This window comes from Shigella sonnei (genome assembly GCF_002950395.1).
Lineage (GTDB): Bacteria > Pseudomonadota > Gammaproteobacteria > Enterobacterales > Enterobacteriaceae > ECMA0423.
On the sequence record NZ_CP026802.1, the window covers coordinates 540,621 to 562,455 of the forward strand.

At 54.1% G+C, this 21,835-nt stretch carries 24 protein-coding genes; 21 read left to right on the top strand and 3 right to left on the bottom strand.

All coding sequences use genetic code 11. The features are described 5' to 3' along the window. Positions 1-121: 121 nt before the first annotated feature. The 6 genes from ompC (at position 122) to mqo (ending at position 7,766) form a co-directional block, all read left to right on the top strand. A complete protein-coding gene (gene ompC / locus C1P89_RS02845; RefSeq protein ID WP_000865610.1) occupies positions 122-1,228 on the top strand; it encodes a porin OmpC in 1,107 nt (368 codons plus the stop codon). A gap of 111 nt (positions 1,229-1,339) precedes the next feature. Then, positions 1,340-2,395 (top strand): FAD:protein FMN transferase ApbE, encoded by a 1,056-nt coding sequence (gene apbE, locus C1P89_RS02850; protein ID WP_000406095.1) that lies wholly within the window; start codon positions 1,340-1,342, stop codon positions 2,393-2,395. Positions 2,396-2,468: 73 nt separating this feature from the next. Continuing rightward, positions 2,469-3,533, top strand: coding sequence for a bifunctional DNA-binding transcriptional regulator/O6-methylguanine-DNA methyltransferase Ada (gene ada, locus C1P89_RS02855; protein ID WP_000786374.1), 1,065 nt, complete (start codon positions 2,469-2,471; stop codon positions 3,531-3,533). After that, positions 3,533-4,183 carry a DNA oxidative demethylase AlkB gene (alkB, locus tag C1P89_RS02860; RefSeq protein WP_000884956.1) on the top strand — a complete coding sequence of 217 codons (651 nt, stop codon included), beginning with the start codon at positions 3,533-3,535 and terminating at the stop codon, positions 4,181-4,183. Before ada ends, alkB begins: the two co-directional genes overlap by 1 nt. A gap of 75 nt (positions 4,184-4,258) precedes the next feature. Further along, the gene (gene yojI / locus C1P89_RS02865) at positions 4,259-5,902 is read left to right on the top strand and encodes a microcin J25 efflux ABC transporter YojI (protein WP_000422167.1); all 1,644 of its coding nucleotides are present in this window, start codon (positions 4,259-4,261) and stop codon (positions 5,900-5,902) included. A 217-nt stretch (positions 5,903-6,119) separates the two neighbouring features. Continuing rightward, positions 6,120-7,766, top strand: coding sequence for a malate dehydrogenase (quinone) (gene mqo, locus C1P89_RS02870; RefSeq protein ID WP_000758063.1), 1,647 nt, complete (start codon positions 6,120-6,122; stop codon positions 7,764-7,766). A gap of 308 nt (positions 7,767-8,074) precedes the next feature. Here the strand turns inward: mqo and eco are convergent, their stop codons facing one another. After that, entirely contained in the window at positions 8,075-8,584 is a 510-nt protein-coding gene (gene eco / locus C1P89_RS02875; protein WP_000712254.1) for a serine protease inhibitor ecotin, read from the bottom strand. Between the two features lie 113 nt (positions 8,585-8,697). Then, on the bottom strand, positions 8,698-8,862 hold the full coding sequence (gene yojO / locus C1P89_RS25750; protein ID WP_001296837.1) for a protein YojO: 165 nt from the start codon (positions 8,860-8,862) through the stop codon (positions 8,698-8,700). A gap of 108 nt (positions 8,863-8,970) precedes the next feature. On the opposite strand from yojO, the gene napF reads away from it, so the two are divergent. The 15 genes from napF to ccmH are packed head-to-tail and all read left to right on the top strand — an operon-like array spanning position 8,971 to position 21,110. Continuing rightward, the gene (gene napF, locus C1P89_RS02880; protein WP_000686723.1) at positions 8,971-9,465 is read left to right on the top strand and encodes a ferredoxin-type protein NapF; all 495 of its coding nucleotides are present in this window, start codon (positions 8,971-8,973) and stop codon (positions 9,463-9,465) included. Beyond that, positions 9,455-9,718 (top strand): chaperone NapD, encoded by a 264-nt coding sequence (gene napD / locus C1P89_RS02885; protein WP_000557378.1) that lies wholly within the window; start codon positions 9,455-9,457, stop codon positions 9,716-9,718. Before napF ends, napD begins: the two co-directional genes overlap by 11 nt. After that, positions 9,715-12,201, top strand: coding sequence for a periplasmic nitrate reductase subunit alpha (napA, locus tag C1P89_RS02890; RefSeq protein ID WP_000778067.1), 2,487 nt, complete (start codon positions 9,715-9,717; stop codon positions 12,199-12,201). Before napD ends, napA begins: the two co-directional genes overlap by 4 nt. Positions 12,202-12,207: 6 nt before the next feature. Further along, a complete protein-coding gene (napG, locus tag C1P89_RS02895; protein ID WP_000091291.1) occupies positions 12,208-12,903 on the top strand; it encodes a ferredoxin-type protein NapG in 696 nt (231 codons plus the stop codon). Further along, positions 12,890-13,753, top strand: coding sequence for a quinol dehydrogenase ferredoxin subunit NapH (gene napH / locus C1P89_RS02900; protein ID WP_000013521.1), 864 nt, complete (start codon positions 12,890-12,892; stop codon positions 13,751-13,753). The genes napG and napH overlap by 14 nt, the downstream gene beginning before the upstream one ends. Beyond that, the gene (napB, locus tag C1P89_RS02905) at positions 13,750-14,199 is read left to right on the top strand and encodes a nitrate reductase cytochrome c-type subunit (protein WP_000835174.1); all 450 of its coding nucleotides are present in this window, start codon (positions 13,750-13,752) and stop codon (positions 14,197-14,199) included. Before napH ends, napB begins: the two co-directional genes overlap by 4 nt. A gap of 9 nt (positions 14,200-14,208) precedes the next feature. Beyond that, a complete protein-coding gene (gene napC / locus C1P89_RS02910) occupies positions 14,209-14,811 on the top strand; it encodes a cytochrome c-type protein NapC (protein WP_000528376.1) in 603 nt (200 codons plus the stop codon). 12 nt (positions 14,812-14,823) lie between these two features. Continuing rightward, positions 14,824-15,447 carry a cytochrome c biogenesis heme-transporting ATPase CcmA gene (gene ccmA / locus C1P89_RS02915; RefSeq protein ID WP_000525582.1) on the top strand — a complete coding sequence of 208 codons (624 nt, stop codon included), beginning with the start codon at positions 14,824-14,826 and terminating at the stop codon, positions 15,445-15,447. After that, entirely contained in the window at positions 15,444-16,106 is a 663-nt protein-coding gene (gene ccmB, locus C1P89_RS02920; protein ID WP_000971730.1) for a heme exporter protein CcmB, read from the top strand. The genes ccmA and ccmB overlap by 4 nt, the downstream gene beginning before the upstream one ends. A gap of 41 nt (positions 16,107-16,147) precedes the next feature. Then, complete coding sequence (gene ccmC / locus C1P89_RS02925; RefSeq protein WP_001295447.1) at positions 16,148-16,885, top strand: heme exporter protein CcmC; 738 nt, start codon at positions 16,148-16,150, stop codon at positions 16,883-16,885. Continuing rightward, positions 16,882-17,091, top strand: coding sequence for a heme exporter protein CcmD (ccmD, locus tag C1P89_RS02930; protein ID WP_000186540.1), 210 nt, complete (start codon positions 16,882-16,884; stop codon positions 17,089-17,091). The genes ccmC and ccmD overlap by 4 nt, the downstream gene beginning before the upstream one ends. After that, positions 17,088-17,567 carry a cytochrome c maturation protein CcmE gene (ccmE, locus tag C1P89_RS02935; protein ID WP_001026410.1) on the top strand — a complete coding sequence of 160 codons (480 nt, stop codon included), beginning with the start codon at positions 17,088-17,090 and terminating at the stop codon, positions 17,565-17,567. Before ccmD ends, ccmE begins: the two co-directional genes overlap by 4 nt. Beyond that, the gene (ccmF, locus tag C1P89_RS02940; RefSeq protein WP_000982410.1) at positions 17,564-19,507 is read left to right on the top strand and encodes a cytochrome c-type biogenesis heme lyase CcmF; all 1,944 of its coding nucleotides are present in this window, start codon (positions 17,564-17,566) and stop codon (positions 19,505-19,507) included. Before ccmE ends, ccmF begins: the two co-directional genes overlap by 4 nt. Next, complete coding sequence (gene dsbE / locus C1P89_RS02945) at positions 19,504-20,061, top strand: thiol:disulfide interchange protein DsbE (RefSeq protein WP_000824439.1); 558 nt, start codon at positions 19,504-19,506, stop codon at positions 20,059-20,061. The genes ccmF and dsbE overlap by 4 nt, the downstream gene beginning before the upstream one ends. Continuing rightward, positions 20,058-21,110, top strand: coding sequence for a cytochrome c-type biogenesis thiol:disulfide oxidoreductase CcmH (ccmH, locus tag C1P89_RS02950; RefSeq protein WP_001211546.1), 1,053 nt, complete (start codon positions 20,058-20,060; stop codon positions 21,108-21,110). The genes dsbE and ccmH overlap by 4 nt, the downstream gene beginning before the upstream one ends. 34 nt (positions 21,111-21,144) lie before the next feature. On the opposite strand, the gene narP is transcribed toward ccmH, so the two are convergent. Further along, the gene (narP, locus tag C1P89_RS02955; RefSeq protein ID WP_001113637.1) at positions 21,145-21,792 is read right to left on the bottom strand and encodes a nitrate/nitrite response regulator protein NarP; all 648 of its coding nucleotides are present in this window, start codon (positions 21,790-21,792) and stop codon (positions 21,145-21,147) included. Positions 21,793-21,835: the final 43 nt, after the last annotated feature.

A 21,835-nucleotide genomic window follows, 5' to 3' on the forward strand; every position in this document is an offset into this window, starting at 1 on the left:
ATTTGTGTTGGATTATTCTGCATTTTTGGGGAGAATGGACTTGCCGACTGATTAATGAGGGTTAATCAGTATGCAGTGGCATAAAAAAGCAAATAAAGGCATATAACAGAGGGTTAATAACATGAAAGTTAAAGTACTGTCCCTCCTGGTCCCAGCTCTGCTGGTAGCAGGCGCAGCAAACGCTGCTGAAGTTTACAACAAAGACGGCAACAAATTAGATCTGTACGGTAAAGTAGACGGCCTGCACTATTTCTCTGACAACAAGTCAGAAGACGGCGACCAGACCTATGTACGTCTTGGTTTCAAAGGCGTAACTCAGGTTACTGACCAGCTGACCGGTTACGGCCAGTGGGAATATCAGATCCAGGGCAATACCTCTGAAGACAACAAAGAAAACTCCTGGACCCGTGTGGCATTCGCAGGTCTGAAATTCCAGGATGTGGGTTCTTTCGACTACGGTCGTAACTACGGCGTTGTTTACGACGTAACTTCTTGGACCGACGTACTGCCAGAATTCGGTGGCGACACCTACGGTTCTGACAACTTCATGCAGCAGCGTGGTAACGGCTTCGCGACCTACCGTAACACTGACTTCTTCGGTCTGGTTGACGGCCTGAACTTTGCTGTTCAGTACCAGGGTAAAAACGGTAGCGTAAGCGGCGAAGGCATGACCAACAACGGTCGTGGTGCTCTGCGTCAGAACGGCGACGGCGTTGGCGGATCTATCACTTATGATTACGAAGGCTTCGGTATCGGTGGTGCGATCTCCAGCTCCAAACGTACTGATGATCAGAACAGCCCGCTGTACATCGGTAACGGCGACCGTGCTGAAACCTACACCGGTGGTCTGAAATACGACGCTAACAACATCTACCTGGCTGCTCAGTACACCCAGACCTATAACGCAACTCGCGTAGGTTCCCTGGGTTGGGCGAACAAAGCACAGAACTTTGAAGCTGTTGCTCAGTACCAGTTCGACTTCGGTCTGCGTCCGTCTGTAGCATACCTGCAGTCTAAAGGTAAAAACCTGGGTACCATCGCTGGTCGTAACTACGACGACGAAGATATCCTGAAATATGTTGATGTTGGTGCTACCTACTACTTCAACAAAAACATGTCCACCTACGTTGACTACAAAATCAACCTGCTGGACGACAACCAGTTCACTCGTGACGCTGGCATCAACACTGATAACATCGTAGCTCTGGGTCTGGTTTACCAGTTCTAATCTCGATTGATATCGAACAAAGGGCCTGCGGGCCCTTTTTTCATTGTTTTCAGCGTACAAACTCATTTTTTTGGTGTACTCTTGCGACCGTTCGCATGAGGATAATCACGTATGGAAATAAGCTTTACCCGCGTGGCACTGCTGGCTGCCGCGCTCTTCTTTGTTGGTTGCGATCAAAAACCACAACCCGCCAAAACCCACGCTACTGAAGTTACCGTTCTAGAAGGCAAAACCATGGGTACCTTCTGGCGTGCCAGCATCCCGGGCATTGATGCCAAACGCAGTGCCGAACTTAAAGAAAAGATTCAGACCCAGCTGGACGCCGACGATCAGCTGCTTTCGACCTATAAAAAAGATTCCGCGCTGATGCGCTTTAACGATTCGCAAAGTTTATCGCCGTGGCCGGTAAGTGAAGCGATGGCCGATATCGTCACCACCTCGCTGCGCATTGGCACGAAGACCGATGGCGCGATGGATATAACCGTCGGGCCGCTGGTGAATCTGTGGGGCTTTGGCCCGGAACAACAGTCGGTTCAAATTCCGAGCCAGGAACAGATCGATGCGATGAAAGCCAAAACCGGCTTACAGCACCTGACGGTCATTAATCAGTCGCATCAGCAATATCTGCAAAAAGACCTGCCGGATTTAAATGTCGATCTCTCCACCGTCGGTGAAGGTTATGCGGCGGATCACCTGGCACGCTTGATGGAGCAGGAAGGGATTTCCCGCTATCTGGTGTCGGTGGGCGGCGCGCTGAACAGCCGTGGTATGAACGGTGAAGGCCTGCCGTGGCGGGTAGCGATTCAAAAACCAACCGATAAAGAAAACGCGGTTCAGGCTGTGGTGGATATCAACGGTCATGGGATTAGCACCTCTGGCAGCTACCGTAACTATTACGAACTGGACGGCAAACGTCTTTCCCATGTTATCGATCCGCAAACCGGGCGTCCCATCGAACACAATCTGGTATCCGTGACGGTGATTGCTCCGACGGCGCTGGAAGCCGATGCCTGGGATACTGGCTTGATGGTACTCGGGCCGGAGAAAGCCAAAGAGGTTGTTCGCCGGGAAGGGCTGGCGGTTTATATGATCACCAAAGAAGGCGATAGCTTTAAAACCTGGATGTCACCACAGTTTAAAAGCTTCCTTATCAGCGAAAAAAATTAAAGCGCAAGATTGTTGGTTTTTGCGTGATGGTGACCGGGCAGACTAAAGGCTATCCTTAACCAGGGAGCTGATTATGAAAAACGCCACATGCTTAACTGACGATCAACGCTGGCAATCTGTCTTAGCCCGCGACCCGAATGCCGACGGCGAATTCGTTTTCGCCGTGCGCACCACGGGTATCTTTTGCCGTCCGTCTTGCCGCGCCAGACATGCCTTGCGGGAAAATGTCTCCTTCTACGCAAATGCCAGCGAGGCACTCGCCGCCGGATTTCGCCCCTGCAAACGTTGTCAGCCAGACAAAGCCAATCCCCGGCAACATCGGTTGGATAAAATCACCCACGCGTGTCGACTGCTGGAACAGGAAACGCCTGTAACGCTGGAAGCCTTAGCCGACCAGGTGGCGATGAGTCCATTTCATCTACATCGGTTGTTTAAAGCGACTACCGGAATGACGCCTAAAGCCTGGCAACAGGCCTGGCGCGCTCGCCGTTTGCGCGAATCGCTGGCGAAAGGGGAGAGCGTGACGACGTCTATTCTTAACGCCGGATTCCCCGACAGCAGCAGTTACTACCGCAAAGCCGATGAAACGCTGGGCATGACGGCTAAACAATTCCGTCACGGTGGCGAAAATCTGGCGGTGCGTTACGCGCTGGCTGATTGTGAGCTGGGTCGTTGCCTGGTGGCAGAAAGCGAGCGGGGGATTTGCGCGATATTGCTGGGCGATGATGACGCGACATTAATCAGCGAGTTGCAGCAGATGTTTCCCGCTGCCGACAACGCGCCTGCCGATCTGACGTTTCAGCAACATGTGCGTGAAGTGATCGCCAGCCTCAATCAACGCGATACGCCGCTGACGTTACCGCTGGACATTCGCGGCACTGCTTTTCAGCAACAAGTCTGGCAGGCACTGCGCACGATACCTTGTGGTGAAACCGTCAGTTATCAGCAACTGGCTAACGCCATCGGCAAACCGAAAGCGGTACGGGCCGTTGCCAGCGCCTGTGCCGCCAACAAGCTGGCTATCGTAATACCCTGTCATCGAGTGGTCCGTGGTGATGGCACACTTTCCGGTTACCGCTGGGGCGTGTCGCGTAAAGCGCAACTGCTGCGCCGCGAAGCTGAAAATGAGGAGAGGTAATGTTGGATCTGTTTGCCGATGCTGAACCGTGGCAAGAGCCACTGGCGGCTGGTGCGGTAATTTTACGGCGTTTTGCTTTTAACGCTGCGGAGCAACTGATCCGCGATATTAATGACGTTGCCAGCCAGTCGCCGTTTCGCCAGATGGTCACCCCCGGGGGATATACCATGTCGGTGGCGATGACCAACTGTGGGCATCTGGGCTGGACGACCCATCGGCAAGGTTATCTCTATTCGCCCATTGATCCGCAAACAAATAAACCGTGGCCCGCCATGCCACAAAGCTTTCATGATTTATGTCAACGTGCGGCTACGGCGGCGGGCTATCCAGATTTCCAGCCAGATGCTTGTCTTATCAACCGCTACGCTCCTGGCGCGAAACTGTCGCTGCATCAGGATAAAGACGAACCGGATCTGCGCGCGCCGATTGTTTCTGTTTCTCTTGGCTTACCCGCGATTTTTCAATTTGGTGGCCTGAAACGTAATGATCCGCTCAAACGTTTGTTGTTGGAACATGGCGATGTGGTGGTATGGGGCGGTGAATCGCGGCTGTTTTATCACGGCATTCAACCGCTGAAAGCGGGGTTTCATCCACTCACCGGCGACTGCCGTTACAACCTGACATTCCGTCAGGCAGGTAAAAAAGAATAAAAATAAGAATTATTATTGCTGTGCGCGCGAAGATGTTTAAACTGCGGGCTGTAATTCATTGTCCGGGTTTTCTGCATGGAACTTCTTGTACTTGTCTGGCGGCAGTATCGCTGGCCATTTATCAGTGTGATGGCGCTAAGCCTCGCCAGTGCGGCTTTAGGCATTGGCTTAATTGCTTTTATCAATCAGCGCCTTATCGAAACGGCGGATACCAGTCTGCTGGTGTTGCCGGAGTTTCTGGGATTATTGCTGCTGTTGATGGCAATCACTCTCGGATCGCAACTGGCGCTCACCACTTTGGGGCATCACTTCGTTTACCGACTGCGTAGTGAATTTATCAAGCGGATTCTCGATACCCACGTCGAGCGCATTGAACAACTCGGTAGCGCCTCGTTGCTGGCGGGATTAACCAGCGATGTGCGCAATATCACCATTGCTTTTGTGCGTCTGCCGGAACTGGTGCAGGGGATCATTCTCACTATCGGTTCAGCGGCGTATCTGTGGATGCTGTCGGGCAAAATGTTGCTGGTAACGGCTATCTGGATGGCGGTCACCATCTGGGGCGGTTTTGTGCTGGTGGCGCGGGTGTACAAACATATGGCGACCCTGCGTGAAACCGAAGATAAGCTGTACACGGATTTTCAAACCGTACTCGAAGGGCGCAAAGAGCTGACTCTGAACCGTGAACGCGCCGAGTATGTGTTTAACAACCTCTACATTCCTGATGCGCAAGAGTATCGCCATCATATTATCCGCGCAGACACCTTCCATCTTAGTGCCGTGAACTGGTCAAACATCATGATGCTGGGCGCTATCGGCCTGGTGTTCTGGATGGCGAACAGCCTCGGTTGGGCTGATACCAACGTTGCTGCGACCTATTCGTTGACGCTGTTATTCCTGCGTACGCCGCTGCTTTCGGCGGTTGGCGCATTGCCGACGCTGCTGACGGCGCAGGTGGCGTTTAACAAGCTGAACAAATTCGCGCTCGCGCCTTTCAAAGCAGAGTTTCCGCGCCCGCAGGCGTTTCCCAACTGGCAAACGCTGGAGCTGCGTAATGTGACGTTTAGCTATCAGGATAACGCGTTTTCCGTTGGGCCGATTAACCTCACCATTAAACGTGGCGAGCTGCTGTTTCTGATTGGTGGCAACGGTAGTGGAAAATCGACGCTGGCGATGTTGCTGACGGGCTTGTACCAGCCACAAAGCGGCGAAATCTTGCTGGATGGCAAACCTGTCAGCGGCGAACAACCGGAAGATTATCGCAAACTGTTTTCGGCAGTGTTTACCGATGTCTGGCTGTTTGATCAACTGCTGGGGCCGGAGGGGCAACCCGCTAACCCGCAACTGGTTGAGAAGTGGCTGGCGCAGCTGAAAATGGCTCATAAGCTTGAGTTAAGCAACGGGCGTATTGTTAACCTGAAGTTATCAAAAGGGCAGAAAAAACGCGTGGCGCTGTTGCTGGCGCTGGCAGAAGAACGCGATATTATCCTGCTGGATGAATGGGCGGCGGATCAGGATCCACACTTCCGTCGTGAGTTTTATCAGGTGTTGCTGCCGCTGATGCAGGAGATGGGTAAAACTATTTTCGCCATCAGTCATGATGATCATTACTTTATCCACGCCGACCGCCTGCTGGAAATGCGCAATGGGCAACTTAGCGAGCTGACGGGCGAAGAGCGCGATGCCGCTTCGCGTGATGCCGTTGCCCGGACGGCATAATATTACGACGCTGACCTGGCGGACTGCTGCCGCCAGGTCAATATTCTAAAAATCCCTTCATTTCTAATAACCCTATAATTAATCAACGAAATTATAATGTTTCTAAAATTAGAATATAATTTATAAACATTATTTAAATGTTGTTACTTTAGTGTTACCGTTGATGCCGCGCAAATCTCACCTGCAATAAAGCGACTAAAAGTAAGGCATTAACAAGATGAAAAAAGTGACTGCCATGCTCTTCTCGATGGCCGTGGGGCTTAATGCCGTTTCGATGGCGGCAAAAGCGAAAGCGTCCGAGGAGCAGGAAACTGATGTACTGTTGATTGGCGGCGGCATTATGAGCGCCACGTTGGGGACCTATTTACGCGAGCTGGAGCCTGAATGGTCGATGACCATGGTGGAGCGCCTGGAGGGTGTCGCGCAGGAGAGTTCGAACGGCTGGAACAACGCCGGAACCGGGCATTCTGCACTGATGGAACTGAACTACACCCCGCAAAACGCCGATGGCAGTATCAGTATTGAAAAAGCAGTCGCCATTAACGAAGCATTTCAGATTTCCCGCCAGTTCTGGGCGCACCAGGTCGAGCGCGGCGTGCTGCGTACTCCGCGTTCATTTATCAATACCGTTCCGCATATGAGCTTTGTCTGGGGCGAGGATAACGTTAATTTCCTGCGCGCCCGTTACGCCGCGTTGCAACAAAGCTCGCTGTTTCGCGGTATGCGTTACTCTGAAGATCACGCGCAGATCAAAGAGTGGGCACCGTTAGTGATGGAAGGGCGCGATCCGCAACAGAAAGTGGCAGCCACGCGTACGGAAATTGGTACCGATGTGAACTACGGCGAGATCACCCGCCAGTTAATTGCTTCCTTGCAGAAGAAATCTAACTTCTCGCTGCAACTCAGCAGCGAAGTCCGCGCCCTAAAGCGTAATGACGATAACACCTGGACCGTTACCGTTGCCGATCTGAAAAATGGCACTGCACAGAACATTCGTGCCAAATTTGTCTTTATCGGCGCGGGCGGTGCGGCGCTGAAGCTGTTACAGGAATCGGGGATTCCGGAAGCGAAAGACTACGCCGGTTTCCCGGTGGGCGGACAGTTCCTTGTTTCGGAAAACCCGGACGTGGTTAATCACCATCTGGCGAAGGTTTACGGTAAAGCATCCGTTGGCGCACCACCGATGTCGGTTCCGCATATCGATACCCGCGTTCTGGACGGTAAACGCGTAGTGCTGTTTGGGCCATTTGCCACCTTCTCAACCAAATTCCTCAAAAACGGTTCATTGTGGGATCTGATGAGTTCCACCACCACCTCTAACGTGATGCCGATGATGCACGTCGGGCTGGATAATTTCGATCTGGTGAAATACTTGGTGAGTCAGGTGATGTTGAGTGAAGAGGATCGTTTTGAAGCGTTGAAAGAGTACTATCCGCAGGCGAAAAAAGAGGACTGGCGTTTGTGGCAAGCGGGGCAGCGTGTGCAGATTATCAAGCGTGATGCCGATAAAGGTGGTGTACTGCGTCTGGGTACTGAAGTGGTCAGTGACCAGCAAGGGACCATTGCCGCGCTGCTGGGGGCATCGCCAGGGGCGTCAACCGCTGCGCCGATTATGTTGGATCTGCTGGAAAAAGTATTTGGCGATCGCGTTTCCAGCCCGCAATGGCAGGCTACGTTGAAAGCGATCGTTCCATCTTATGGACGCAAGCTGAACGGTGATGTAGCGGCAACAGAACGCGAGTTGCAGTACACCAGCGAAGTGCTGGGCCTGAAATACGACAAGCCGCAGGCAGCAGATAGTACGCCGAAACCGCAGTTGAAACCGCAACCCGTTCAAAAAGAAGTGGCGGATATTGCGTTGTAATGATGTGCCACATCCGGCATGGTATGCCGGATGTGGCGTAACCGCCTTATCCGACCTACGGGGTGGAGCACTTCACAGCGGTGTAGGCCTGATAAGACGCGTCAGCGTCGCATCAGGCAACCGGCTCGGGCGTTAGATGTCGGATGCGGCGTAACCGCCTTATCCAACCTACGGGGTGGAGCACTTCACAGCGGTGTAGGCCTGATAAGACGCGCCAGCGTCGCATCAGGCAACCGGCTTGGGCGTTAGATGTCGGATGCGGCGTGACCGCCTTATCCGACCTACGGGGTGACGCACTTCACAGCAGTTTAGCGAACTACCGCGTTGTCAATTTTCTCTTCCGCCTTCCAGACGCGGTACTTCACATCTACATTGTCTGGCGTATACACCACGATCGGCAGCTTGCTGTTGTAACGCAGCATTCCAGCATCGCCCAGATACGCGGTGACAAATTTCTTCTCTTTCTTGCCATCCGGGCAGGCCATCATCGTGGAAACCGGCGAGCTAACTTTATCAAAGACATAATAATCATAGCCCCAGCCTTCCAGCGTTTTGTTTTCCAGCTTCCCGCCGAGACGATGCAAATTGCAATCGACTTCCAGCGTCTGACCGGTTAACAGTTCTACTTTCAGGGTAGATTCATCTTCTTGCGGGGTTAACTGAATCACCTGACGCTTCATCCCTTTTTCAGCTTGTGGATAAGGCGCGATTTTTTCCAGTGGCTGGACGCTTTCTGCCGCCCAGGCGGAAGTGGTGGCGAAAGCGGCAAACAATACTGCAGGTAGAATGGTCTTCATTTTTTTGCTTTCCTTCTTCATTTATAGGTTTTCACCGATGATGTCGCTGAAGGTTAACATATTCATCAGATTTATTAATTTGCTTTATGAATAACTTAAAGAACATTCAGACAATTTTACCTGCTCTTTTAGTGTTAAATTCTGATGAGGGAGCAAACCAGCAGAAATATCTCTGGTGAATTAATCGCTATATAAATATGTTTATAACCATTTGAAATGTGAGCAAAAGCCCGTTTTTGCCACGCTTCCCGCCACTCTTTTGATCCTGCTACAGGTTTTACCCCGATCGGGGTATGCATCTTTGACACATCCTTTAATATCTTAGCGGCTATAAAAATGGCTTATTAATTATGCGGTTTATTTGGTCGCTCTCAATTTTCAGAGCGCGTTAATGATGGAAGGTCAATGTGAAGATTGATGCATCCCGTCGGGGCATACTCACTGGTCGCTGGCGCAAAGCCAGTAACGGTATCCGTCCGCCCTGGTCCGGTGATGAATCTCATTTTCTGACCCATTGCACCCGTTGCGACGCCTGTATTAATGCTTGTGAAAACAACATTCTGCAACGCGGCGCGGGCGGCTATCCGAGCGTTAATTTCAAAAATAACGAGTGCAGCTTCTGTTACGCCTGCGCGCAGGCTTGCCCCGAATCGCTATTTTCTCCGCGCCACACCAGGGCCTGGGATTTGCAGTTCACCATTGGGGACGCGTGCCTGGCGTATCAGTCAGTTGAATGCCGCCGCTGTCAGGATAGCTGTGAGCCAATGGCAATTATCTTTCGCCCGACGCTCTCCGGGATCTACCAGCCGCAACTTAATAGCCAACTTTGCAACGGATGTGGAGCATGTGCAGCCAGCTGTCCGGTATCAGCCATAACTGCGGAGTATCTCCATGCACACTAACTGGCAAGTTTGCAGCCTGGTCGTGCAGGCCAAAAGCGAACGAATTTCAGACATCAGCACCCAACTGAACGCCTTTCCCGGCTGTGAAGTTGCTGTCAGCGACGCGCCGAGCGGTCAGTTGATTGTGGTGGTGGAAGCAGAAGACAGCGAAACGCTGATCCAAACCATTGAGTCAGTACGCAACGTAGAGGGCGTGCTGGCGGTGTCGCTGGTTTATCACCAGCAGGAAGAGCAAGGTGAGGAAACACCATGAAACTCAGTCGTCGTAGCTTTATGAAAGCTAACGCCGTTGCGGCCGCTGCGGCGGCTGCCGGTCTCAGCGTGCCGGGCGTTGCCCGCGCCGTTGTTGGTCAGCAGGAAGCCATTAAATGGGATAAAGCGCCGTGCCGTTTCTGCGGTACTGGTTGCGGCGTTCTGGTCGGAACGCAGCAGGGGCGTGTGGTGGCCTGTCAGGGCGACCCGGACGCACCGGTTAACCGTGGCCTGAACTGCATTAAGGGCTATTTCCTGCCCAAGATCATGTACGGTAAAGACCGTTTGACGCAGCCGCTGCTGCGTATGAAAAACGGTAAATATGACAAAGAAGGCGAATTTACCCCAATCACCTGGGATCAGGCCTTCGATGTGATGGAAGAGAAATTCAAAACCGCCCTGAAAGAAAAAGGGCCGGAATCGATCGGTATGTTCGGTTCTGGTCAGTGGACTATCTGGGAAGGTTATGCCGCGTCCAAGCTGTTTAAAGCGGGCTTCCGTTCGAACAACATCGACCCGAACGCGCGTCACTGTATGGCGTCGGCAGTAGTTGGCTTTATGCGTACCTTTGGTATGGATGAGCCGATGGGCTGCTATGACGACATCGAGCAGGCTGACGCGTTTGTGCTGTGGGGCGCAAACATGGCGGAGATGCACCCGATCCTCTGGTCGCGCATCACTAACCGTCGTCTCTCTAATCAGAACGTCACCGTGGCGGTGCTTTCTACCTACCAGCATCGTAGCTTCGAGCTGGCGGATAACGGCATCATCTTTACGCCACAGTCTGACCTGGTGATCCTGAACTACATCGCCAACTATATCATTCAAAACAATGCGATAAATCAGGACTTCTTCAGCAAACACGTTAACCTGCGCAAAGGGGCGACGGACATCGGCTACGGTTTACGTCCGACCCATCCGCTGGAAAAAGCAGCGAAGAATCCAGGTTCTGACGCCTCCGAACCGATGAGCTTTGAAGATTACAAAGCCTTCGTTGCCGAGTATACGCTGGAAAAAACCGCTGAAATGACCGGCGTGCCGAAAGACCAGTTAGAACAACTGGCGCAGCTGTATGCCGATCCGAACAAGAAAGTCATCTCCTACTGGACGATGGGCTTCAACCAGCATACTCGTGGCGTGTGGGCTAACAACCTGGTCTACAACCTGCACCTGCTGACCGGCAAAATTTCCCAGCCGGGTTGCGGTCCGTTCTCCCTGACCGGGCAACCTTCTGCGTGTGGTACTGCGCGTGAAGTGGGCACCTTTGCTCACCGTCTGCCTGCGGACATGGTGGTGACCAACGAGAAACACCGTGATATCTGCGAGAAGAAGTGGAATATCCCGAGCGGCACCATTCCGGCGAAAATCGGTCTGCACGCGGTGGCACAAGACCGTGCGCTGAAAGACGGCAAACTGAATGTTTACTGGACCATGTGTACCAACAACATGCAGGCCGGGCCGAACATCAATGAAGAGCGTATGCCGGGCTGGCGCGATCCGCGCAACTTCATCATCGTCTCCGATCCGTATCCGACAGTCAGTGCGCTGGCCGCCGACTTGATCCTGCCGACCGCAATGTGGGTAGAGAAAGAGGGTGCTTACGGTAACGCCGAACGCCGTACTCAGTTCTGGCGTCAGCAGGTACAGGCACCGGGCGAAGCGAAATCGGATCTCTGGCAGTTAGTCCAGTTCTCCCGCCGCTTCAAAACTGAAGAAGTGTGGCCGGAAGAGCTGCTAGCGAAGAAACCGGAACTGCGTGGCAAAACGCTGTACGAAGTGCTTTATGCCACACCGGAAGTGAGCAAATTCCCGGTATCCGAACTGGCGGAAGATCAGCTGAACGATGAATCCCGCGAGCTGGGCTTCTATCTGCAAAAAGGGCTGTTCGAAGAGTACGCATGGTTTGGTCGCGGTCACGGTCACGATCTCGCGCCGTTCGATGACTACCACAAAGCGCGCGGTCTGCGCTGGCCGGTGGTGAACGGTAAAGAAACGCAGTGGCGTTACAGCGAAGGTAACGACCCGTACGTGAAAGCGGGCGAAGGCTATAAGTTCTACGGTAAACCGGATGGTAAAGCGGTGATCTTCGCGCTGCCGTTCGAACCGGCGGCGGAAGCACCGGATGAAGAGTACGACCTGTGGCTCTCTACCGGACGCGTTCTGGAGCACTGGCACACTGGCAGTATGACTCGCCGTGTGCCGGAACTGCACCGCGCCTTCCCGGAAGCGGTCTTGTTTATTCACCCGCTGGATGCGAAAGCGCGCGATCTGCGCCGTGGCGACAAAGTGAAAGTGGTTTCTCGCCGTGGCGAAGTGATCTCGATTGTTGAAACGCGCGGTCGTAACCGTCCGCCACAGGGCCTGGTGTACATGCCGTTCTTCGACGCCGCACAGCTGGTTAACAAACTAACGCTGGACGCGACCGATCCGCTCTCGAAAGAGACGGACTTCAAGAAGTGCGCAGTCAAACTGGAGAAGGTGTAAGCCATTATGTCCCGGTCAGCGAAACCTCAAAATGGTCGCCGCCGCTTTCTGCGCGATGTTGTTCGCACAGCAGGCGGGCTGGCTGCCGTGGGTGTGGCGCTGGGGTTACAACAGCAAACCGCACGCGCATCTGGCGTGCGGTTGCGCCCGCCCGGAGCCATAAACGAGAACGCCTTTGCCAGTGCCTGTGTGCGTTGCGGTCAGTGTGTTCAGGCTTGCCCTTACGACACCTTAAAACTGGCGACGCTGGCTTCTGGCCTGTCGGCGGGCACGCCATATTTTGTCGCACGGGATATTCCTTGCGAAATGTGTGAGGACATTCCGTGCGCCAAAGTGTGCCCGAGTGGTGCGCTGGATCGTGAGATCGAATCGATCGACGACGCGCGGATGGGGCTGGCGGTGCTGGTGGACCAGGAAAACTGTCTCAACTTTCAGGGGCTGCGCTGCGATGTTTGTTATCGCGAATGCCCGAAAATTGATGAGGCCATCACCCTGGAGCTGGAGCGCAACACGCGTACCGGTAAGCACGCCCGCTTTCTGCCGACGGTTCACAGCGACGCCTGTACCGGCTGCGGTAAGTGCGAAAAAGTGTGCGTGCTGGAACAACCGGCAATCAAGGTGTTACCGCTGTCACTGGCGAAAGGGGAGTTAGGTCACCATTACCGCTTCGGCTGGCTGGAGGGGAACAATGGCAAATCGTAAACGTGACGCCGGGCGCGAGGCGCTGGTGAAAAAAGGCTGGTGGCGCAGTCACCGTTGGCTGGTGTTACGTCGCCTTTGTCAGTTCTTCGTGCTGGGGATGTTTTTGAGCGGTCCGTGGTTTGGTGTGTGGATCTTACACGGCAACTACAGCTGTAGCCTGTTATTCGACACCGTTCCGCTGACCGATCCGCTGATGACGCTGCAAAGTCTTGCCAGTGGTCATCTGCCTGCCACGGTGGCGTTGACCGGTGCGGTGATAATCACTGTGCTCTACGCCCTGGCAGGAAAGCGATTATTTTGCAGCTGGGTCTGCCCGCTGAACCCGATTACCGACTTAGCGAACTGGTTACGCAGGCGCTTTGACCTCAATCAGTCTGCGACGATCCCTCGCCACATTCGCTACGTGCTGTTGGTGGTCATTCTGCTGGGATCAGCCTTAACCGGCACGCTCATCTGGGAATGGATCAACCCCGTTTCCCTGATGGGGCGTAGCCTGGTAATGGGCTTCGGCAGCGGCGCGCTGCTTATTCTCGCGCTGTTTTTATTTGATCTACTGGTCGTTGAACACGGCTGGTGCGGGCACATTTGTCCGGTTGGCGCGCTGTATGGCGTGCTGGGTAGCAAAGGTGTGATTACCGTTGCGGCCAGCGATCGGCAGAAATGTAACCGCTGTATGGATTGTTTTCATGTTTGCCCGGAACCGCATGTGCTACGTGCCCCGGTGCTGGATGAACAAAGCCCGGTGCAGGTCACCAGCCGCGATTGCATGACGTGCGGTCGCTGCGTGGATGTCTGTTCTGAGGATGTATTTACAATAACTACACGATGGAGTTCGGGAGCGAAATCATGAAAAGCCATGACCTGAAGAAAGCGCTGTGTCAATGGACGGCGATGCTGGCCCTGGTGGTAAGCGGCGCGGTTTGGGCGGCTAATGGCGTCGATTTTAGCCAGTCGCCGGAAGTATCCGGGACGCAGGAAGGGGCCATTCGGATGCCAAAAGAGCAGGATCGGATGCCGCTGAACTATGTGAATCAGCCGCCAATGATCCCGCATAGCGTTGAAGGTTATCAGGTAACGACCAATACCAACCGCTGCTTGCAGTGCCACGGTGTCGAAAGCTATCGCACCACTGGCGCGCCGCGTATCAGTCCTACTCACTTTATGGACAGCGACGGCAAAGTGGGCGCGGAAGTGGCTCCGCGTCGTTATTTCTGTCTGCAATGTCACGTACCGCAGGCCGATACCGCGCCAATCGTGGGGAATACCTTTACCCCATCAAAAGGTTACGGGAAATAAGAGGTTATTATGGGAAATTCTGACCGTAAGCCTGGTCTGATTAAGCGCCTGTGGAAATGGTGGCGTACCCCCAGCCGTCTGGCGCTGGGAACGCTGCTGTTGATCGGTTTTGTCGGCGGCATCGTCTTCTGGGGCGGCTTTAACACCGGAATGGAAAAAGCCAATACCGAAGAGTTCTGCATTAGCTGCCACGAAATGCGTAACACGGTGTATCAGGAATACATGGATTCCGTGCACTACAACAACCGTAGCGGCGTCCGTGCGACCTGTCCGGATTGTCACGTTCCGCACGAGTTTGTGCCGAAGATGATACGCAAGCTCAAAGCAAGTAAAGAGCTGTATGGTAAAATTTTTGGCGTTATTGACACGCCGCAGAAATTTGAAGCTCATCGTCTGACAATGGCACAGAATGAGTGGCGGCGCATGAAGGACAATAACTCGCAGGAGTGCCGTAACTGTCACAACTTCGAGTATATGGATACAACCGCCCAGAAATCGGTTGCCGCGAAGATGCATGACCAGGCGGTGAAAGATGGGCAAACCTGTATTGATTGCCATAAAGGGATAGCGCACAAGCTGCCCGATATGCGTGAAGTCGAGCCAGGTTTTTAACAGGGTTATTGCGTGGGTATGCTTGAAGCCAGAGAGTTACTTTGTGAGCGGGATGAACGAACCTTATTTAGTGGCTTGTCATTTACGCTGAACGCAGGAGAGTGGGTACAAATCACCGGTAGCAACGGCGCGGGGAAGACAACGCTTCTCCGTTTGCTGACGGGGTTGTCTCGCCCTGACGCAGGCGAGGTTCTCTGGCAAGGGCAGCCCTTGCATCAGGTACGCGACAGCTACCATCAAAACCTGTTATGGATAGGCCATCAGCCGGGGATCAAAACCCGGCTGACGGCGTTAGAAAATCTGCACTTTTATCATCGCGATGGCGATACCGCACAATGTCTGGAAGCCCTGGCGCAGGCCGGGCTTGCCGGATTCGACGATATTCCGGTAAATCAACTTTCTGCCGGGCAACAACGCCGCGTCGCTTTAGCGCGTCTGTGGCTGACCCGTGCCACGTTATGGATCCTCGACGAGCCTTTTACCGCGATTGACGTTAACGGCGTCGATCGTCTGACCCAGCGTATGGCGCAGCATACGGAGCAGGGGGGGATTGTGATTCTGACTACCCACCAGCCGCTCAACGTTGCTGAAAGTAAAATTCGCCGCATTTCACTGACGCAAACGAGGGCCGCATGATGTTCTGGCGCATTTTCCGTCTTGAGCTGCGTGTAGCGTTTCGCCATAGCGCCGAAATCGCCAACCCGCTGTGGTTCTTCCTGATTGTAATTACCCTTTTTCCGCTCAGTATCGGTCCGGAGCCGCAACTGCTGGCGCGTATTGCACCGGGCATTATCTGGGTTGCTGCGCTGCTTTCATCCTTGCTGGCGCTGGAACGACTGTTCCGTGACGATTTGCAGGACGGCAGTCTTGAACAATTGATGTTGTTGCCGTTACCCTTGCCCGCCGTTGTGCTGGCGAAGGTGATGGCGCACTGGATGGTAACCGGTCTGCCGTTACTCATCCTTTCGCCACTGGTAGCAATGCTACTGGGAATGGATGTTTATGGCTGGCAAGTGATGGCGCTGACGCTGCTGCTGGGAACGCCTACGCTTGGCTTTCTCGGTGCACCGGGTGTGGCGTTGACAGTGGGACTTAAGCGCGGTGGTGTGCTGCTCAGCATACTGGTGTTACCGCTGACTATCCCATTACTCATCTTTGCCACCGCCGCGATGGACGCGGCTTCCATGCATTTGCCCGTTGACGGGTATCTGGCAATTTTAGGCGCGTTGCTGGCAGGCACCGCGACATTAAGTCCTTTTGCGACGGCGGCAGCGTTACGAATCAGCATTCAATAACGCTGGATTACTGATTTTTGTTCGAGTCTGGTATCGAAACTATGTGGAAAACACTGCATCAACTGGCGATCCCACCACGGCTGTATCAAATCTGTGGCTGGTTTATACCGTGGCTGGCAATTGCCAGTGTGGTCGTGCTTACCGTCGGCTGGATCTGGGGATTCGGCTTTGCTCCGGCTGATTATCAGCAGGGAAATAGCTACCGCATTATCTACCTGCATGTGCCTGCGGCGATCTGGTCGATGGGCATTTATGCATCAATGGCAGTGGCAGCGTTTATTGGCCTTGTCTGGCAGATGAAAATGGCCAACCTGGCGGTGGCGGCGATGGCCCCCATTGGTGCCGTGTTTACCTTTATTGCCCTGGTTACCGGCTCTGCATGGGGAAAACCGATGTGGGGCACCTGGTGGGTATGGGATGCACGTCTGACTTCTGAACTGGTGCTGCTGTTTTTGTATGTGGGTGTGATTGCCCTGTGGCACGCCTTCGACGACCGCCGTCTGGCGGGCCGTGCGGCAGGTATCCTGGTGCTGATTGGCGTGGTGAATCTGCCGATTATTCATTACTCCGTGGAGTGGTGGAACACCCTGCATCAGGGATCAACGCGGATGCAGCAAAGTATCGATCCGGCGATGCGTTCGCCGCTGCGCTGGTCGATTTTTGGCTTCCTGCTCCTGTCTGCCACGCTGACGCTGATGCGGATGCGTAATTTGATTTTGCTGATGGAAAAACGCCGTCCGTGGGTGAGTGAACTGATACTGAAAAGAGGCCGTAAATGACCCCTGCATTTGCTTCCTGGAATGAATTTTTCGCAATGGGCGGTTACGCCTTTTTTGTCTGGCTGGCGGTGGTGATGACCGTTATTCCGCTGGTGGTTTTGGTCGTGCACTCGGTGATGCAACATCGCGCAATTCTGCGTGGTGTGGCGCAACAGCGGGCGCGTGAGGCGCGTTTACGTGCTGCGCAACAGCAGGAGGCTGCATGAATATTCGCCGTAAAAACCGCTTGTGGATTGCCTGTGCCGTGTTGGCAGGGCTGGCGCTGACTATCGGTCTGGTGCTATATGCGCTGCGCTCGAATATCGATCTCTTTTATACGCCGGGGGAAATTCTCTACGGCAAGCGTGAAACTCAGCAAATGCCGGAAGTCGGTCAGCGTCTGCGCGTTGGCGGGATGGTGATGCTGGGTAGTGTGCAGCGCGATCCCAATTCGCTGAAAGTGACCTTCACTATTTACGATGCTGAAGGCTCAGTGGATGTCTCTTACGAAGGCATTTTGCCGGATCTGTTCCGTGAAGGGCAGGGCGTTGTGGTGCAGGGCGAGCTGGAAAAAGGCAATCATATCCTCGCGAAAGAAGTGCTGGCGAAACACGACGAAAACTACACGCCGCCAGAAGTTGAGAAAGCGATGGAAGCTAACCACCGTCGCCCGGCGAGTGTTTATAAGGACCCAGCATCATGATGCCGGAAATTGGAAACGGGCTGCTGTGTCTGGCGTTAGGGATTGCGCTGCTGCTGTCCGTGTATCCGCTATGGGGCGTGGCGCGCGGAGATGCGCGCATGATCGCGTCTTCCCGCTTGTTTGCCTGGCTGCTGTTTATGTCTGTGGCTGGCGCATTTCTGGTGCTGGTCAATGCTTTCGTGGTCAACGACTTTACCGTCACCTATGTTGCCAGCTACTCCAATACCCAGCTTCCGGTGTGGTATCGCGTGGCGGCTACCTGGGGCGCGCATGAAGGCTCGCTACTGCTGTGGGTGCTGCTGATGAGCGGCTGGACCTTTGCGGTGGCGATTTTTAGTCAGCGTATTCCGCTGGATATTGTGGCCCGCGTACTGGCGATAATGGGGATGGTCAGCGTCGGCTTTTTGCTGTTCATTCTCTTTACCTCTAACCCATTCTCACGCACGCTGCCGAACTTCCCGATTGAAGGGCGCGATCTTAACCCGCTGTTACAGGACCCGGGGCTGATCTTCCATCCGCCTCTGCTTTATATGGGGTACGTGGGTTTCTCGGTGGCGTTTGCTTTTGCCATTGCTTCTTTGCTGAGCGGGCGTCTGGACAGCACTTATGCGCGTTTTACTCGCCCGTGGACGCTGGCGGCGTGGATTTTCCTGACGCTCGGCATTGTGCTCGGTTCCGCATGGGCCTATTACGAACTCGGCTGGGGGGGCTGGTGGTTCTGGGATCCGGTAGAAAACGCCTCGTTTATGCCGTGGCTGGTGGGGACTGCGCTGATGCACTCACTGGCGGTCACTGAACAACGCGCCAGCTTCAAAGCGTGGACATTACTGCTGGCAATCAGTGCCTTCTCGTTGTGTCTGTTGGGGACTTTCCTCGTGCGTTCCGGCGTGCTGGTATCGGTACACGCGTTTGCGTCTGATCCGGCGCGCGGTATGTTTATCCTCGCCTTTATGGTGCTGGTGATTGGAGGTTCGCTGCTGCTGTTTGCCGCGCGTGGACACAAAGTTCGCTCACGCGTAAACAATGCGCTGTGGTCGCGGGAATCTCTGCTGTTAGCGAACAACGTTTTGCTGGTCGCCGCGATGCTGGTGGTGTTGCTGGGGACGCTGCTGCCGCTGGTGCACAAGCAACTGGGACTGGGCAGTATTTCGATTGGCGAACCGTTCTTCAACACCATGTTTACCTGGCTGATGGTGCCGTTTGCGCTACTGCTGGGTGTCGGTCCTCTGGTGCGCTGGGGGCGCGATCGCCCACGTAAAATCCGCAATTTATTGATTATCGCCTTCATCTCAACGCTGGTGCTGTCTCTGCTGTTGCCGTGGCTGTTTGAGAGCAAAGTTGTGGCGATGACGGTGCTCGGCCTGGCAATGGCCTGCTGGATTGCGGTGCTGGCAATTGCGGAAGCTGCGCTGCGTATTTCACGCGGCACGAAAACCACCTTCAGTTATTGGGGGATGGTGGCTGCTCACCTGGGGCTGGCAGTGACAATTGTTGGCATTGCTTTTAGCCAGAACTATAGCGTTGAGCGTGATGTGCGCATGAAGTCCGGCGATAGCGTCGATATTCATGAATATCGCTTCACCTTCCGTGATGTCAAAGAGGTGACTGGCCCGAACTGGCGTGGCGGTGTGGCGACTATCGGCGTAACGCGAGAGGGTAAACCGGAAACAGTGCTGTATGCGGAAAAACGTTATTACAACACTGCCGGGTCGATGATGACCGAAGCGGCGATTGACGGTGGCATCACGCGTGACCTGTACGCCGCGCTCGGTGAAGAGCTGGAAAACGGCGCGTGGGCTGTGCGTCTTTACTACAAACCATTTGTTCGCTGGATTTGGGCGGGCGGGCTGATGATGGCGTTGGGCGGACTGCTGTGTCTGTTTGATCCTCGCTATCGTAAGCGCGTGAGTCCGCAAAAAACTGCGCCGGAGGCTGTATGAAGCGCAAAGTATTGTTAATTCCGTTGATTATCTTCCTGGCGATTGCCGCGGCGCTGCTGTGGCAGCTGGCGCGTAATGCCGAAGGGGATGATCCGACCAATCTGGAATCGGCGCTCATTGGCAAGCCAGTGCCGAAGTTTCGCCTCGAATCACTGGACAATCCGGGGCAGTTTTATCAGGCGGATGTGCTGACTCAGGGCAAACCAGTGCTGCTTAACGTCTGGGCGACCTGGTGTCCGACCTGCCGTGCGGAACATCAATATCTGAATCAGCTTTCTGCGCAGGGCATCCGCGTAGTCGGCATGAACTATAAAGACGATCGCCAGAAGGCAATCAGCTGGCTGAAAGAGCTGGGCAATCCTTACGCGCTAAGCCTGTTTGATGGCGATGGCATGTTAGGGCTGGATCTCGGTGTCTATGGCGCGCCAGAAACGTTCCTTATTGACGGCAACGGCATCATTCGCTATCGCCATGCGGGCGATCTCAATCCTCGCGTCTGGGAAGAAGAGATCAAGCCGCTGTGGGAGAAATACAGTAAGGAGGCCGCACAATGAGGTTTTTATTGGGCATGCTGATGCTGATGATCTCCGGCTCAGCGCTGGCGACCATCGACGTGTTGCAGTTTAAAGATGAAGCACAGGAACAACAGTTCCGTCAGCTCACTGAAGAACTGCGCTGCCCGAAATGCCAGAACAACAGCATTGCCGATTCCAACTCGATGATTGCCACCGACCTGCGCCAGAAAGTGTATGAACTGATGCAGGAAGGTAAAAGTAAAAAAGAGATTGTCGATTATATGGTGGCGCGTTACGGCAACTTCGTCACTTACGATCCGCCGTTAACGCCGCTGACCGTGCTGCTGTGGGTGCTGCCAGTAGTAGCTATTGGCATTGGCGGTTGGGTCATATACGCCCGCTCGCGGCGTCGGGTACGCGTGGTGCCGGAAGCGTTTCCTGAACAAAGCGTGCCGGAAGGTAAGCGTGCCGGATATGTCGCTTATTTGCCGGGCATTGTGGTGGCGTTAATTGTGGCTGGCGTCAGCTACTACCAGACCGGAAATTATCAACAGGTGAAAATCTGGCAGCAGGCCACGGCACAGGCTCCGGCGTTGCTGGACAGGGCGCTGGATCCGAAAGCTGATCCGCTCAACGAAGAAGAGATGTCGCGCCTTGCGCTGGGGATGCGTACTCAACTGCAAAAAAATCCGGGAGATATAGACGGCTGGATTATGTTGGGCCGCGTTGGCATGGCGCTGGGTAACGCCAGTATCGCCACCGATGCATACGCTACTGCGTATCGCCTCGATCCGAAAAACAGTGATGCCGCACTGGGTTATGCTGAAGCGTTGACACGTTCATCTGATCCCAACGACAACCGCCTCGGCGGCGAACTGCTACGTCAGCTGGTGAGAACGGACCATAGCAATATCCGTGTGCTAAGCATGTATGCGTTTAATGCCTTTGAGCAGCAGCGATTTGGCGAAGCCGTTGCCGCGTGGGAGATGATGTTGAAACTCTTACCTGCCAACGATACTCGCCGTGCGGTGATTGAACGTAGTATCGCGCAGGCGATGCAACATTTGTCGCCGCAGGAGAGTAAATAAAAAGAGGCCCGATGGTGATGCCATCGGGCTATTTTTATTGTGCCCCGCGTTGTTGCAGGAACAGAATGGTGGCCGCCACGCGTGAGCGGACATTGAGTTTACGCAGCAGATTTCGAATATGAACTTTTACTGTCTGCTCGGAAATATTCAACACAGAGGCAATCTGTTTATTTGACAGCCCCTGTGCCAGCTCGTGCAGAACATCCAGCTCGCGCTCCGTCAGCACGCTGAAGGGATCTTCTTCCGCGCCAAACATTTCACGTTCACGTAAGTACTGATTGACGCGTTCGCTAAAGACTTTGCTGCCTTTCGCTCCGGCACGAATCGCTTCCAGCAACACTTCCGGGTCGCTGTCTTTCAGCAGATAACCGTCTGCGCCTGCGTCTATCAGCGCAAAGACATCGCTGGAGGCATCGGATACGGTCAGGATAATAATTTGCGCGGTAACGCCATCCCTGCGCAAGGCATTGAGGGTATCCAGGCCACTCATACCTTTCATATTGAGATCCAGCAAGATCACGTCGATATCCAGTCTATTCGCCAGATCGATCGCGCTCGCGCCGTCGCCCGCTTCGGCGACCACTTCAAAGCCAGGATCAAGCTCCAGTAACTGACGAACACCGCGTCGCATAAGTGGATGATCATCCACAATCATCACCTGAAAAGGCGTTGCTTCAGGCATAGTAGTCTCCTGAGGTTTTATTAGAATCATTATGTTTGAGCGT

Coding starts and splice junctions, on each gene's coding strand:
- ccmD (WP_000186540.1), top strand. CDS start 16,882: ATGACCCCTGCATTTGCTTCCTGGAATGAATTTTTCGCAATGGGCGGT.
- ccmF (WP_000982410.1), top strand. CDS start 17,564: ATGATGCCGGAAATTGGAAACGGGCTGCTGTGTCTGGCGTTAGGGATT.
- apbE (WP_000406095.1), top strand. CDS start 1,340: ATGGAAATAAGCTTTACCCGCGTGGCACTGCTGGCTGCCGCGCTCTTC.
- napD (WP_000557378.1), top strand. CDS start 9,455: ATGCACACTAACTGGCAAGTTTGCAGCCTGGTCGTGCAGGCCAAAAGC.
- narP (WP_001113637.1), bottom strand. CDS start 21,792: ATGCCTGAAGCAACGCCTTTTCAGGTGATGATTGTGGATGATCATCCA.
- napB (WP_000835174.1), top strand. CDS start 13,750: ATGAAAAGCCATGACCTGAAGAAAGCGCTGTGTCAATGGACGGCGATG.
- eco (WP_000712254.1), bottom strand. CDS start 8,584: ATGAAGAAGGAAAGCAAAAAAATGAAGACCATTCTACCTGCAGTATTG.
- napC (WP_000528376.1), top strand. CDS start 14,209: ATGGGAAATTCTGACCGTAAGCCTGGTCTGATTAAGCGCCTGTGGAAA.
- napH (WP_000013521.1), top strand. CDS start 12,890: ATGGCAAATCGTAAACGTGACGCCGGGCGCGAGGCGCTGGTGAAAAAA.
- napA (WP_000778067.1), top strand. CDS start 9,715: ATGAAACTCAGTCGTCGTAGCTTTATGAAAGCTAACGCCGTTGCGGCC.
- yojI (WP_000422167.1), top strand. CDS start 4,259: ATGGAACTTCTTGTACTTGTCTGGCGGCAGTATCGCTGGCCATTTATC.
- ccmH (WP_001211546.1), top strand. CDS start 20,058: ATGAGGTTTTTATTGGGCATGCTGATGCTGATGATCTCCGGCTCAGCG.
- ccmC (WP_001295447.1), top strand. CDS start 16,148: ATGTGGAAAACACTGCATCAACTGGCGATCCCACCACGGCTGTATCAA.
- ccmB (WP_000971730.1), top strand. CDS start 15,444: ATGATGTTCTGGCGCATTTTCCGTCTTGAGCTGCGTGTAGCGTTTCGC.
- mqo (WP_000758063.1), top strand. CDS start 6,120: ATGAAAAAAGTGACTGCCATGCTCTTCTCGATGGCCGTGGGGCTTAAT.
- dsbE (WP_000824439.1), top strand. CDS start 19,504: ATGAAGCGCAAAGTATTGTTAATTCCGTTGATTATCTTCCTGGCGATT.
- ada (WP_000786374.1), top strand. CDS start 2,469: ATGAAAAACGCCACATGCTTAACTGACGATCAACGCTGGCAATCTGTC.
- ompC (WP_000865610.1), top strand. CDS start 122: ATGAAAGTTAAAGTACTGTCCCTCCTGGTCCCAGCTCTGCTGGTAGCA.
- yojO (WP_001296837.1), bottom strand. CDS start 8,862: ATGCATACCCCGATCGGGGTAAAACCTGTAGCAGGATCAAAAGAGTGG.
- napG (WP_000091291.1), top strand. CDS start 12,208: ATGTCCCGGTCAGCGAAACCTCAAAATGGTCGCCGCCGCTTTCTGCGC.
- ccmE (WP_001026410.1), top strand. CDS start 17,088: ATGAATATTCGCCGTAAAAACCGCTTGTGGATTGCCTGTGCCGTGTTG.
- alkB (WP_000884956.1), top strand. CDS start 3,533: ATGTTGGATCTGTTTGCCGATGCTGAACCGTGGCAAGAGCCACTGGCG.